Origin of the sequence: Micromonospora sp. NPDC005171 (assembly GCF_040608575.1) — a bacterium.
Classification (GTDB): Bacteria; Actinomycetota; Actinomycetes; order Mycobacteriales; family Micromonosporaceae; genus Micromonospora.
Map to the genome: position 1 here is coordinate 42,687 of NZ_JBEXIM010000021.1, position 13,384 is coordinate 56,070.

The window sequence follows — 13,384 nt, forward strand, 5'->3', positions numbered from 1 at the left end:
CCCAGCGGATCCACTCGCCTACGGTGCGTTGGATCCGAGGATGGACGGTACCCGGACAGCCGGGTTGAAGCACCCCCCCAACGACCGCCCCTGACCAGAAGAATGATCTGGGGTCATCCGTTCGGACGAGTACTCAGGGGTGTCACGGCAAGATCCGTGGCCTTCTGCAACCATGCCGCTCCGTGCGGTCCCACCAGGCCGACCCAACGACCTGCCACCCGCACCTGAACGGCGTTTGCGCCGTCGCCCGCCGGCGGGTCGTCGGCGGCGCCGAGGAAGCCCATCCGGGCCACCCCCTGCACCAGCCGCTGCGGCACCTCGACCGGTTCGGCGGGCGCCCCGTCCGGGGTGATCAGCACCGCCACGTGGTCCAGCAAGGCGTCACGCAGGGCCCGCTGGCCCACGGCACGGCCGGCGACCCCCTGCTCGCTCGCCGTCCGCAGGGTGCCCGCCGCCGCGGCAGCGATCCGTCGCACCTCGGCAACGGGCAGCGCCTCCACCTGACGGCTTCGCGTCGGCGGCAGCGGCCACCGCCACTGGGCGTCCCGGCGGGTCGGCAGGGCCGCGCCGCCCCGCTCCAACTCGGCGAGCAGCTCCGCGGCCGCCACCGTGACGTCGTCGGCGACACCGTCGGCCGGTCCACCGGCGACCGTGCGGACCACCAGAACCTGCCACGGCAGCCGGGCCCACAGGGCGACCCGGCCGGGCGCGCCGGCCGGCCGCAGCCGGACCGGCGCGGCCGGATCCAGCCGGACCAGCCGGGCCAGGAAGGCGCCCGCGTCGGCCACCCCGGCGACACCATGCGTGGACGCCGACGCCGCCACCCGGCCCGGCTCAGCGGTGCCCGGCCGGGTCACGCCACACCGCCCTGCGGCGCGTACGTGAGCAGGAAGTCCCGTTCCTCGGTGGTGATCCGCCGGGGCACCTGACGGGTCAGATCGAACGGCACCAGCACCGAGCGGGCACGGCCGGCGAGCACCTCGCCGTCGTACAACTCGTAGGCGACGGTGAACCGGGAGGCCCGGATCTCCTCCACCCACAGCTCGATGCGCACCGTCGGTGCCGCCTCCGCGGTGGCCCGGCCGAGCGCGTAGTCGACCGGGCGCAGGTAGTCGACCTCGTGCCGGCGGATCACCACACCGTCGGCGAACGAGCCGACCCCCCAGGCCCGGCCGCCGGCGAACATCAACGCGACCCGCGCCTCCTCGTACAGGGTGAGGAAGCGCGAGTTGTTGACGTGGCCGTACGCGTCCAGGTCGGACCAGCGCAGGGTGCAGTGGTAAACGAAGCGGTCGGACACCGTCTCGGCCGGTCAGTCGCGGGTCAGCTTGCGGTAGGTCACCCGGTGCGGCCGGGCGGCCTCCGCGCCGAGCCGGTCGATCTTGTTCTTCTCGTACGCCTCGAAGTTGCCCTCGAACCAGAACCACTTGGACGGGTCCTGGTCGTCGCCCTCCCAGGCCAGGATGTGCGTGGCGACGCGGTCCAGGAACATCCGGTCGTGCGAGATGACCACAGCGCACCCGGGGAACTCCAGCAGCGCGTTCTCCAGGCTGGACAGCGTCTCCACGTCCAGGTCGTTCGTCGGCTCGTCGAGCAGGATGACGTTGCCGCCGATCTTCAGGGTCAGCGCCAGGTTGAGCCGGTTGCGCTCACCGCCGGAGAGCACCTTCGTCGGCTTCTGCTGGTCCGGGCCCTTGAAGCCGAACGCGGCGATGTACGCCCGCGACGGCATCTCGACCTTGCCCACCATCAGGTAGTCAAGTCCGTCGGAGACGACCTCCCAGACGGTCTTGTCGCCGTTGAGGCCCTCACGGTTCTGGTCGACGTACGACAGCGAGACCGTCTCGCCGACCCGGACCGACCCGCTGGTCGGCTCCTCCAGCCCGACGATGGTCTTGAACAGCGTGGTCTTGCCGACGCCGTTGGGGCCGATGATGCCGACGATGCCGTTGCGCGGCAGCGAGAACGACAGGTTGTCGATCAGCAGCCGGTCGCCGAAGCCCTTGCTGAGGTTCTGCGCCTCGATCACCGTGCTGCCCAGGCGCGGGCCCGGCGGGATCTGGATCTCCTCGAAGTCCAGCTTGCGGGTCTTCTCCGCCTCGCTGGCCATCTCGTCGTACCGGTCCAGGCGGGCCTTGGACTTGGTCTGCCGGGCCTTGGCGTTGGAGCGGACCCAGTCCAGCTCCTCGGTGAGGCGCTTCTTCATCTTGGCGTCGCGGCGACCCTCGACGGCCAGCCGGGCGGCCTTCTTCTCCAGGTAGGTGGAGTAGTTGCCCTCGTACCCGATCGCCCGGCCGCGGTCCAGCTCCAGGATCCAGCCGGCCACGTTGTCGAGGAAGTACCGGTCGTGGGTGATCGCCATGACGGTGCCGGCGTACTTCGCCAGGTGCTGCTCCAGCCAGGAGACGCTCTCCGCGTCCAGGTGGTTGGTGGGCTCGTCGAGCAGCAGCAGGTCGGGCGCCTCCAGCAGCAGCTTGCACAGCGCGACCCGGCGACGCTCACCACCGGAGAGCTGGGTCACGTCGGCGTCCGGCGGCGGGCAGCGCAGCGCGTCCATGGCGAGTTCGAGCTTGGAATCGACGTCCCAGGCGTCGAGGTGATCAAGCTCCTCCTGGAGCTTGCCCATCTCCTCCATCAGCTCGTCGGAGTAGTCGGTCGCCATCTGCTCGGCGATCTTGTTGAACCGCTCCAGCTTGGCCTTGGTCTCGGCGACCGCCTCCTCGACGTTGCCGAGCACGGTCTTGGCCTCGTTGAGCGGGGGCTCCTGGGCGAGCATGCCGACTGTGTAGCCGGGCATGAGTCGGGCCTCGCCGTTGCTCGGCTTGTCCAGCCCTGCCATGATCTTGAGGAGGCTGGACTTACCGGCGCCGTTCGGACCGAGCACACCGATCTTGGCCCCCGGCAGGAAGCTCAACGTGACGTTGTCGAGCACGACCTTGTCGCCGTGCGCCTTGCGCGCCTTTTCCAGAACGTAGATGTACTGGGCCACGGTGCGGGCTACCTCCGTCGGTTGCTGTCGCTGATCGGCGGCGCGGCGCGGGCTGCGAGGACCGCCCGCCGCCGCCGGCCGGGAGCCGGCCGCGCGCACGCCATCGTCAATCCTGACAGGTACGGCGCGCTTCGCCCACATCACCCCGCCTCAGGAGTACGCGGGCGTGCCTTCTTGCATCACCCGCCAGCGTTTCAGGTACGACCAAGAAGATCGCCATCAGCGTGCCGGACGACGTCGCAGAACGGCTGGCGAAGGAACCGAACGTGTCCGCCTTCATCGCCGGGAGCGTGCGTCGAGTGATGGCCGGCGACCGCACGAGGCAGTCGCTGCGGGAGGTCGGCTTCGTGCTCACCGACGCCGGCCTGGCCGAGGCGGGCAGGAAGCTGGACGAGGCACTGCCCAAGGAATGGCCGATCATGGACCTTTGACGGTCACGGCTGTCGACAAGATCACCCTTAGGATTCGGCCAGACCGAGGCGGGTAGGAGACTCCGGCACGGGGCACAAGACGCCGCAGCTACGCTCAGTACGCTCAGCGCGGTGGACCCGTCAGTACCCGGAGGTGGCCGATCGTGACCGTCCGTAGCTCCTTTGTCGTAGTGGCGAACCGTCTGCCGGTCGACGAGGTGAGCACACCCGAGGGCCGGCAGTGGCGACGCAGCCCCGGCGGGCTGGTCACCGCGCTGCATCCCGTACTCGCCGAACACAAGGGCACCTGGGTCGGCTGGGCCGGTGGCACCGGCGCCGCCCCCGAGCCGTTCGACCTGGAGGGGATCCGGCTGCACCCGGTCCCGCTCAGCGCCGAGGAGCTGGAGCGCTACTACGAGGGCCAGTCCAACGCGACGATCTGGCCGCTCTACCACGACGCGGTGGAGACGCCGGCCTACAAGCGCCGGTGGCGTGAGGCGTACCGCCTGGTCAACGCCCGGTTCGCGGAGGCCGCCGCCGACGTGGCGGCCGAGGGCGCGACGGTCTGGGTGCAGGACTACCAGCTTCAGTTGGTGCCGGCGATGCTTCGTGAGCTCCGCCCGGACCTGCGGATCGGGTTCTTCCTGCACATCCCGTTCCCGCCGATCGAGCTGTTCATGCAGATGCCGTTCCGCACCGAGATCCTGCGCGGTCTGCTCGGCGCCGACCTGGTCGGTTTCCAGCAGCGGCTGGCCGCACAGAACTTCGTCCGGCTGGCCCGGCACCTGCTCGGGCTGCGCTACGAGGGGCAGATGATCCAGGTCGACGGTCGGCAGGTGAAGGCGGGCGCCTTCCCCATCTCGATCGACACCCAGGAGATGGAACGGATGGCCGCCGATCCGGCGATCCAGGCCCGGGCCAAGCAGATCCGCGCCGAGTTGGGCGACCCGAAGACGATAATCCTGGGCGTGGACCGGCTGGATTACACCAAGGGCATCGAGTTGCGCCTGAAGGCCTTCCGGGAGCTGCTGGCTGACGGAAAGTTGACAGTTCCCGACGCGGTCATGGTTCAGGTCGCCACACCCAGCCGCGAGCGCGTGGAGCACTACCAGGCACTACGGGTCAAGGTGGAGCGCGAGGTCGGCCGGATCAACGGCGAGTTCGGCAGGGTCGGCGTGCCGGCGGTCCATTACCTGCATCAGTCGTACAGTCGCAGTGAGCTGGCGGCGATGTACGTTGCTGCCGACGTGATGATGGTGACCCCGCTGCGAGACGGAATGAACCTCGTGGCGAAGGAATACGTAGCATCACGTGCCGACCAGGGTGGTGCGCTCGTACTCAGTGAGTTCGCCGGCGCCGCCACCGAGCTTCGCCAGGCATTTTTGTGTAACCCGCACGACCCGGACGCGGTCAAGGACGCCCTCCTCCGGGCAGTGCACGTGGAGAAAACCGAGGCACGCCGCCGGATGCGGACAATGCAACGTCACCTGCGTACCCACGACGTGGGCCACTGGGCCAAGTCTTTCCTCTCGGAGCTCGGAGTTCCCGAGGCGGAGGCCGAGTGAACACGTCCGTCAACGATTTGGCGGCAAGCGCCACCGGGGTCATGGACCCTGAGTTGCGCGCCGCCATCGGCCGGATCGCCCGGGTCCCCCAGCTCCTGGTCGCCTGCGACTACGACGGCACGCTGGCGCCGATCGTGGAGGACCCGAGCACGGCCGTCCCGCTGCCCGAGTCGGTGGCCGCGGTCCGCGCGCTCGCCGCGCTGCCACAGACCACCGTGGCGGTGGTCTCCGGTCGGGCGCTGCGCGACCTGGCCGCATTGTCCCGGCTGCCCAGCGAGGTGCACCTCGTCGGCAGCCACGGCTCCGAGTTCGACATCGGCTTCGTCGAGCGGCTCTCCCCCGAGCTCGTCGCCGTGCGGACCCAGGTCCGCAACGCCCTGCGCGAGATCGCGGCCCAGCACCCGGGCATCCGGCTGGAACGCAAACCGGCTAGCGTCGCGATGCACACCCGCGGCGTCGACCCGCAGATCGCCGCCGCCGCCATCGAGGCGGTCCGCAACGGTCCGGCCACGTTCGACGGCGTCACGGTGACCCAGGGCAAGGAGGTCATCGAGCTCTCCGTGGTGGCCACTCACAAGGGCACCGCACTCGATCAGCTCCGGACCCAGCTCGCCTCCAGCGCGGTGCTCTTCATCGGCGACGACATCACCGACGAGAACGCGTTCGGCCACCTGCACGGGCCCGACCTCGGCATCAAGATCGGCCCCGGCGACACCCAGGCCAGCTACCGGGTCGGCGACCCGCTGGAGGCCGCCCGCGCGCTGGCGCTGCTGTTGGAGACCCGGCGGCACTGGCTGTTCGGCGAGCGGGCGGTGCCGATCGAACGGCACTCCATGCTGGCCAACGGTCGCACCGTCGCTCTGCTGACCCCCGAGGCCAAGGTGAGCTGGCTCTGCCACCCCAAGCCGGACTCGGCGGCGATCTTCGCCGACCTGGTCGGTGGCAGCCCGGCCGGTCACTTCAGCGTCGCCCCGGAACGCGGCGGCATCCCGCTGGGTCAGCGCTACCGCTCGGGCACGATGACAGTGGAGACCCGGTGGTCCGGGCTCACCGTCACCGACTGGCTGGACAAGCCGGCCCGGGAAACCACCCCGGACGACAGCCCGGCGGTCATCACCGGCGACTCGACACTGATCCGGGTGCTCACCGGCAGTGGCAAGGCTCGGGTGGAGTTCGCGCCGCGGCCGGAGTTCGGTCAGGTCGCCGTGCAGTTGCAGCCGCTCGGCGACGGCCTGCTGGTGCTCGGCTCCAACGAGCCGGTCGCGCTCTACGCCCCCGGCGTGGAGTGGGAGGTCGGCAACGACGGCGGTTACGAGACCGCCAAGGCGATAGTCGACCTCTCCGCCGCCGGTGGGCAGGTCGTGCTGGAGCTGCGCTTCGGCACGCACAGCCTGGAGCACCACCGGGTGCCGATCCACGAGCGGCAGGCCGCCGCCGAGCAGCCGTGGAAGGACTGGGTGGCCTCGCTGCGGCTGCCGTCCACCGCCCGTGACCTGGTCGCGCGCAGCGCCCTCACCCTGCGCGGGCTCTGCCACGAGGCCACCGGCTCGATCCTGGCCGCGGCGACCACCTCGCTCCCCGAGGAGCTGGGCGGCGTCCGCAACTGGGACTACCGCTACTGCTGGCTGCGGGACGCCGCCCTGACCGCCCGCGCGCTCGTCGACCTGGGCTCCGTCGAGGAAGCCGAGGCGCTGCTGCGCTGGGTGGACGGCTGCATCGAGCGCACCGGGGGGCACCCGGAGCGACTGCACCCGCTCTACACCATCGACGGCTACGAGCTGGGCGCCGAGGCGGTCATCGACACGCTGCCCGGCTACGCCGGCTCCCGGCCGGTCCGGGTCGGCAACCTGGCCAACCACCAGTTGCAGCTGGACGTCTTCGGCCCGATCGCCGACCTGATCGCGGCCGTCGCCGACGCTCGCGGTTCGGTCCGCGACGACGAGTGGCGGGTCCTGGAGAACATGGTCGAGGCGGTCCGCCGCCGCTGGCACGAGCCCGACCACGGCATCTGGGAGGCCCGGCTGCCACCCCGGCACCACGTCTTCTCCAAGGTGATGTGCTGGATGACCGTCGACCGCGCACTGCACGTGATGCGCGAGCACGGCGGCGAGGACCGGCCCGAGTGGAAGGACCTGCGGGACCGGATCGGCGCCAACGTGCTGGAGCACGGCTGGCACTCCGACGTCGAGGCGTACAGCGTCGCGTACGGGGACGAGGACATGGACGCCTCGTCACTCTGGATCGGGCTCTCCGGCCTGCTCCCGGGCGACGACCCGCGCTTCCTCTCCACCGTCCTGCGGATCGAGGCGGACCTGCGCAGCGGCCCGGTCGTCTACCGCTACCACTGGGACGACGGCCTGCCCGGCCGTGAGGGCGGTTTCCACATCTGCACGGCGTGGCTGATCGAGGCGTACCTGCGCACCGGACGCCGCACCGACGCCGAGGAGCTGTTCGCGCAGATGGTGCTGACCGCCGGCCCGACCGGCCTGCTTCCCGAGCAGTACGACCCGCTGGCCGAGCGGGGCCTGGGCAACCACCCGCAGGCGTACAGCCACCTCGGGCTGATCCGCTGCGCCCTGCTGCTGGACAACATGCTCAAGCAGTAGTTCGACGGAGAGACCACGGCGGGCCGGAGCAGCGCTGCTCCGGCCCGTCGTCTATCCGGCACCTCCGCCGGCCGAGTTCACCGCCGCGCTCCGTCGCCTCAGCCGTCGAGGGCGCCCACCACGTCGCCCACCACGACGACGGCGGGCGGGCGCAGGTCGGCCGCCAGCAGATCGGCGGCCACCTCGCCCAGCGTGGACCGCAGGACCCGTTGGGTGCCGGTGGTGGCCTCCTGGACGACGGCTGCCGGCGTCTGCGGCGACCGACCGTTGGCGATCAGGGTGGCCGTGATGGCGGCGAGGTTCTTGAGCCCCATCAGGATCACCAGGGTGCCGTGCAGACCGGCGAGGGCGTCCCAGCGCACCAGCGAGGCCGGCGCGTCGGGTGCCAGGTGCCCGGAGACCACTGTGAACTCGTGCGCCACCCCCCGATGGGTGACCGGGATGCCGGCCGCGGCGGGAGCGGCGATCGAGCTGGTCACCCCGGGGACCACTGTCACCGGCACGCCGGCCGCCGCGCAGGCCAGCAGCTCCTCACCGCCGCGACCGAAGACGTACGGGTCACCGCCCTTGAGCCGCACCACGAAGGCGCCGGCCAGGGCCCTGTCGACCAGGATCTGGTTGATCTCCTCCTGGGCCCGGGACGGGCCGTAGGGGATCTTCGAGGCGTCCACCAGCTCGACGTCGGGGCGCAGCTCGTCGAGGAGCAGGCCGGGCACCAGCCGGTCCGCGACCACCACGTCGGCCTCGGTGAGCAGCCGCCAGCCCTTCACGGTGATCAGCTCCGGGTCCCCCGGCCCCGCCCCCACCAGTGCCACCCGCCCGCCGGTCGCGCCAGGCAAAGCGTCGGGCCGGCTCGGTGTGGGAGCGGTTTCGTCAGGTGCCAGGCGGACCGCCAGGAGGTCGCGGATCGCGTCGCGGACGGTCATCGCACGGCGCGGGTCGCCGCCGCCGAACACCGCCACGGTGACCGGGCCGTGCCGGGTCACCGCCGGGGTCCAGGCGGTGGCGGCCGTCCGGTCGTCGGCCCGGACGCAGAAGATCCGTCGCTCGGCGGCGACGGCGCTCACCGAAGCCGCCGCGATCGGGTCGTCGATGGCGACCTGGACCAGCCAGGCGCCGTCCAGGTCCTCGGGAACAAACCGGCGCGCAACCCAGTGCAGCCGGCCCGCGTCAACCCGGGCGCGTAACGCCGGGGTCAGCTCCGGGGAGACCAGCAGGACGTCCGCACCGGCGTCCAGCAGCGCGGGTACGCGCCGGGTGGCGACCGCGCCGCCGCCCACCACGACCACCCGCCGCCCGTGCAACCGCAAACCTAGGGGGTACGGATTGGAGGTCACGCCGCACCACCGAGGCGGAGGGTTCGTTCGCTGCGCGTGGTCACTTCTCGGCCACCCCGGCGGAGTCGAACGTCGCCACCTCGTGCAGCACCCGGACCGCGCCGGTGACCACCGGCAACGCCAGCAGCGCGCCGGTGCCCTCGCCGAGGCGCAGCCCCAGGTCGATCAGCGGGTCGAGGCCGAGGTGGCGCAGCGCCGCAGTGGCACCGGGCTCGGCCGAGCGGTGGCCGGCGACCATGGCGCTGACCGCGCCCGGGGCGAACGCGGCGGCGGCGAGCGCGGCCGAGACCGCGATCACGCCGTCCAGCAGCACCGGTGTGCGCCGCGCCGCGGCCCCCAGGATCAGCCCGGCCAGGGCGGCGTGCTCCAGGCCACCGACGGCGGCCAGCACCCCCAGCGGGTCGGCCGGGTCGGGGGTGTGCCGGGCCAGCGCGGCCCGCACCACCGCCACCTTGTGCGCGTACGTCGGGTCGTCGACCCCGGTGCCCCGACCGGTGGCGTCGAGCGCGTCGACGCCGGTGAACGCGGCGATCAGCACGGCCGCCGGGGTGGTGTTGCCGATGCCCATGTCCCCGGTGAGCAGGATGCCCGCGCCGGCATCGATCAACTCGTCGGCGATCCGGATGCCGGTCTGCACCGCCGCCAGCGCCTCGTCCCGGGTCAGCGCGGCGGTCACCGTGAGGTCCCGGGTGCCCCGGCGGACGGACGCGACAACCAGCCGGGGCACGGCCGGGTCGAGCACGGCCGGGCCGACGACGGCCGGCTCGGCGACCGGGTCGGTGGGCAACGGGGTGGCCACGCCGACGTCGACCACTGTGACCGAGGCGCCGGCCTGCCGGGCGAACGCGTTGACCACCGCTCCACCGGCCAGGAAGTTGGCGATCATCTGCGCGGTGACCTCCTGCGGCCAGGGGCTCACCCCCTGGGCGTGCACCCCGTGGTCACCGGCGAAGATCGCCACTGCGGCCGGCTCGGGCAGCGGTGGTGGGCAGGCTCCGGCCAGGCCGGCGAGGCGTACCGAAAGCTCCTCCAGCGCGCCCAGCGAGCCCGCCGGCTTGGTCAGCCGGCCGTGCAGTTCCCGGGCGGCGGCCATTGCCGCTTCGTCCGCCGGGCGGATCGCCGCGATCGTGGTCTCCAGCATCATGCCTCCATGGTCTCGCGCAGCACGTCGATGAACGCGTCGGTGGTGTTTCGGTCACGTACGGCCACCCGCAGCCAGTCCGGCCCGAGGCCGGGGAACGTGTCGCCTCGGCGCACCGCCCAGCCGCGCTCGCGCAGGGCGGCCCGGATCGCTGTCGCGCCTGGCAGGTGCAGCAGGACGAACGCGCTGGCGGGACGGCCGACGACGCGTACACCGGGCAGGTCGGCGAGGCGCGCGACCAGGTGGTCGCGGTCGGCGGCGAGGTCGGCGGCGATCGCGCGTTCGGCCTGGACCGCGACGCTGCTGGCGCAGGCCGACGCGGCCGCCAGCGCGGGCGTGGAGACGGCCCAGAGCGGTTGGACAGCGGCCAGCCGGGACAGCAGCTCCGCGTCGCCGAGCAGGTAGCCGATCCGCAGCCCGGCCAGGCCCCACGTCTTGGTGAGGCTGCGCACCACGAGCAGCCCGGGCAGGTCGCGGCGGTCGGCCAGCGACTCCGGTTCGCCGGGGTGCCCGGCGGCCATTGTGGTGTCGGCGAACGCCTCGTCGACCACCAGCACCCGGCCGGGGCGGGCCAACGCGGCCACCGTTTGGGCGGGGTGCAGCACCGAGGTCGGGTTCGTTGGGTTGCCGATCATCACGAGGTCGGCGTCGGCGGGCACCCGGGACGGGTCGAGCCGGAAGTCGTCGGCGGCGTCGAGCAGCACCCGCTCGACCGGGTGTCCGGCGGCCCGCAGCGCCGCCTCCGGCTCGGTGAACTGGGGATGCACCACCACGGGGCGGCGAACGCCGCGCAGCGCCTGGGCGATGAGGACGAAGCCCTCGGCGGCACCGGCCGTGAGCAGCACCTCGTTCGGGTGACGGCGGTGTCGGGCGGCGACCGCCGCCCGGGCCGGCGCCGGGTCCGGATAGCGGGCCAGGTCGGTCAGGGTGGCGGCGATCGGGTCGGCCAGCCAGGCGGGGGGCCGCGCCCGCCGGACGTTGACGGCGAGGTCGATCAGGCCGGCGGTGGCCTCCGCGTCGCCGTGGTGGGCGAGGTCCGGCTCGACCCCGGTTGGTGGGGTGACCGCGCTCGGCTGATCAGACATGTCCGCGATCCTGCCGGGAAGGTGGCCGGTGGGACAGTCGATGTCGGCGTAAGCCGCGTCACCACTCGCCGGTTTAAGAGTTCTTCTCATGTACGAATCGGAAATGTCATAACTTGACCAGGTGAGCAATCGACCCCTTGCTGCCGCTGGTCGTCTCGTCCCTCTCCTCCGCGCCGGACTGATCGCCGCAATCGTGATCGCCGCCGCCGCGTACCCACTGGTCGCCCTCACCGGGCTCGGCGCGAAGGCCACCGCGCACGCCGTCGAACAGAAGACCCGGGTGCTGAAGACCGCCCTGCCCGCCGAGACCTCGTACGTCTACGGCCCCGACGGCAAGACCGTGCTGACCATGTTCTACGAGGAGTACCGGCAGTACACCAAGCTGTCGGACATGTCGCCGAACATCCAGCAGGCGATCGTGGCCGCCGAGGACTCCCGCTTCTACCAGCACCACGGCGTCGACCCGAAGGGCGTCGCCCGCGCCTTCGTGTCCAACGCCCGCTCCGGCGGCTCCCAGGGCGCGTCGACGCTGACCATGCAGTACGTCCGGATGGCCCTGCGGGACAGCGCGACAACGCCCAAGGAGGTCCAGGAAGCCACCCAGCAGACCAGCATCCGCAAGGTCAAGGAGATGCGGATGGCGCTGGACCTGGAGAAGGAGATGAGCAAGGAACAGATCATGGAGCGCTACCTGAACTCGGCGTACTTCGGACACCGGGCGTACGGCATCTACGCGGCCAGCGAGATCTTCTTCTCCAAGACCCCGAAGGACCTCACCCCGGTCGAGGCCGCCACCCTCGCCGGTCTGGTCAAGTCCCCCTCCGAGTACGACCCGGCCGACTCCGACCAGAAGGAGGCCACCGGGCGGCGCAACTACGTGCTGGACCGGATGAGCCAACTCGGCTACCTCTCCCCCGACTCGGCCGCCGCCGCCAAGTCCGAACCGATCCGGCTCAAGCTGACCACCCCGCCGCACGACTGCGCCGCGGTGGCGGAGAAGTACAACAGCTGGGGCTTCGCCTGCGACTACCTGAAGAACTGGTGGAGCGCGCAGCCCGCGTTCGGCGCGAACCGGCTGGAACGGATGGACAACCTGCGCCGGGGCGGCTACCGGATCGTGCTCAGCCTCGACCCGAAGATCCAGGAGGCCGCGGAGAGGAGCGTGGGCACCAAGGAAGCCACCGGCAGCCCGTTCGCCAACGGCATCGTGGTCTCCGAGCCGGGCACCGGGCGGGTGAAGGCGATGGCGGTGAACCGGACCTACTCGCTGGACCTGGCCGAGAACCCGCAGAGCTCCAACCCCGAGGCCGGCCCGAAGGTGAAGGCCAACTACCCGAACACTGTGGCGCCACTGCTCGGCGGCGGTGACCTGGCCGGCTACCAGGCCGGGTCGACCTTCAAGATGTTCCCGATGCTGGCCGCGCTGGACTCGGGAATGACCCTCTCCACCTCGTTCAACGCGCCGTACCGCTACAAGTCGGCCGTGTACGACGGCTGGGCGCCCTCCAACGCCAGCGGCGCCATGACCGGCCAGCAGACCATGTGGTCCGGCTTCGGCAAATCGGTCAACACGTACTTCGTGTGGCTGGAGGAGAAGGTCGGCGCGGACCGGGCGGTCCGGTTGGCCGAACAGCTCGGGCTTCGGTGGCGCACCGACGTCGACCGGGAACAGGCGTCCCCGGGCAAGGCGAAGAAGTGGGGTGCGTTCACCCTCGGCGTCTCCGACGCCACCCCGCTGGAGATGGCGAACGCGTACGCCGCCATCGCGGCCGACGGCCGCTACTGCGAGGCCATCCCGGTGCAAGCGATCATGAACCGGGACGGCACGCCCGCCACGTACGCCACCCCGGGCGGTCTGCACCGCGAGGTGGCCAAGCCGCGCTGCCGGCAGGTGGTGAGCGCGGACGCCGCGCGGGCGGCCACCGACGCGGCCCGCTGCCCGACCGGAGACACCCCGGCGCGCGGCAGCTGCGGCGGCTGGTCCACCGCCGACAGCGTGCGGGGCACTGTCGGACGCCCGGTGGCCGGCAAGACCGGTACGACCGACAGCACCCGGTCCGCCTGGTTCGTGGGCTACACCCCGGAGTTGGCCGCGGCGAGCTTCATCTCCGACCCCGACAATCCGTTCAACGCCGTCGGTGACGGGCAGTCCCAGATCCCGATCAGTGCGGTCTCGGAGACTCTGCGCGACGGCCTGAAGGGCAGCCCGACCCGCCAGTTCACCCCACCATCGGACGCCATAGTCGGCTGA

Annotated in this window: 10 protein-coding genes; 4 read left to right on the forward strand and 6 right to left on the reverse strand. The window is 71.7% G+C overall.

Going from position 1 to position 13,384, the window contains the following annotated elements:
* Window positions 1–113: 113 nt before the first annotated feature.
* The 3 genes from ABZU74_RS22570 to ettA are packed head-to-tail and all read right to left on the reverse strand — an operon-like array spanning window position 114 to window position 2,989.
* Window positions 114–857: a hypothetical protein gene (locus tag ABZU74_RS22570; RefSeq protein ID WP_355427113.1), complete on the reverse strand. Its 744-nt coding sequence runs from the start codon at window positions 855–857 to the stop codon at window positions 114–116.
* Window positions 854–1,300, reverse strand: coding sequence for a thioesterase family protein (locus tag ABZU74_RS22575; RefSeq protein ID WP_355427115.1), 447 nt, complete (start codon window positions 1,298–1,300; stop codon window positions 854–856). The genes ABZU74_RS22570 and ABZU74_RS22575 overlap by 4 nt, the downstream gene beginning before the upstream one ends.
* A gap of 12 nt (window positions 1,301–1,312) precedes the next feature.
* Complete coding sequence (gene ettA / locus ABZU74_RS22580) at window positions 1,313–2,989, reverse strand: energy-dependent translational throttle protein EttA (RefSeq protein ID WP_203123467.1); 1,677 nt, start codon at window positions 2,987–2,989, stop codon at window positions 1,313–1,315.
* 224 nt (window positions 2,990–3,213) lie between these two features.
* On the opposite strand from ettA, the gene ABZU74_RS22585 reads away from it, so the two are divergent.
* The 3 genes from ABZU74_RS22585 to otsB all read left to right on the forward strand — a co-directional run bounded on the left by ABZU74_RS22585 (window position 3,214) and on the right by otsB (window position 7,570).
* Window positions 3,214–3,420, forward strand: coding sequence for a hypothetical protein (locus tag ABZU74_RS22585; RefSeq protein WP_355427118.1), 207 nt, complete (start codon window positions 3,214–3,216; stop codon window positions 3,418–3,420).
* Between the two features lie 143 nt (window positions 3,421–3,563).
* Window positions 3,564–4,964, forward strand: a complete 1,401-nt coding sequence (locus tag ABZU74_RS22590) for a trehalose-6-phosphate synthase (protein ID WP_030333449.1) — start codon at window positions 3,564–3,566, stop codon at window positions 4,962–4,964.
* 41 nt (window positions 4,965–5,005) lie between these two features.
* Entirely contained in the window at window positions 5,006–7,570 is a 2,565-nt protein-coding gene (gene otsB / locus ABZU74_RS22595) for a trehalose-phosphatase (protein WP_355427239.1), read from the forward strand.
* Between the two features lie 98 nt (window positions 7,571–7,668).
* On the opposite strand, the gene cobA is transcribed toward otsB, so the two are convergent.
* The 3 genes from cobA to cobC are packed head-to-tail and all read right to left on the reverse strand — an operon-like array spanning window position 7,669 to window position 11,133.
* Window positions 7,669–8,907: a uroporphyrinogen-III C-methyltransferase gene (cobA, locus tag ABZU74_RS22600; RefSeq protein WP_355427121.1), complete on the reverse strand. Its 1,239-nt coding sequence runs from the start codon at window positions 8,905–8,907 to the stop codon at window positions 7,669–7,671.
* Between the two features lie 40 nt (window positions 8,908–8,947).
* Window positions 8,948–10,048: a nicotinate-nucleotide--dimethylbenzimidazole phosphoribosyltransferase gene (gene cobT, locus ABZU74_RS22605; protein ID WP_355427242.1), complete on the reverse strand. Its 1,101-nt coding sequence runs from the start codon at window positions 10,046–10,048 to the stop codon at window positions 8,948–8,950.
* Window positions 10,048–11,133: an Rv2231c family pyridoxal phosphate-dependent protein CobC gene (gene cobC, locus ABZU74_RS22610; protein ID WP_355427124.1), complete on the reverse strand. Its 1,086-nt coding sequence runs from the start codon at window positions 11,131–11,133 to the stop codon at window positions 10,048–10,050. Before cobC ends, cobT begins: the two co-directional genes overlap by 1 nt.
* 121 nt (window positions 11,134–11,254) lie before the next feature.
* On the opposite strand from cobC, the gene ABZU74_RS22615 reads away from it, so the two are divergent.
* Complete coding sequence (locus ABZU74_RS22615) at window positions 11,255–13,384, forward strand: transglycosylase domain-containing protein (protein WP_355427127.1); 2,130 nt, start codon at window positions 11,255–11,257, stop codon at window positions 13,382–13,384.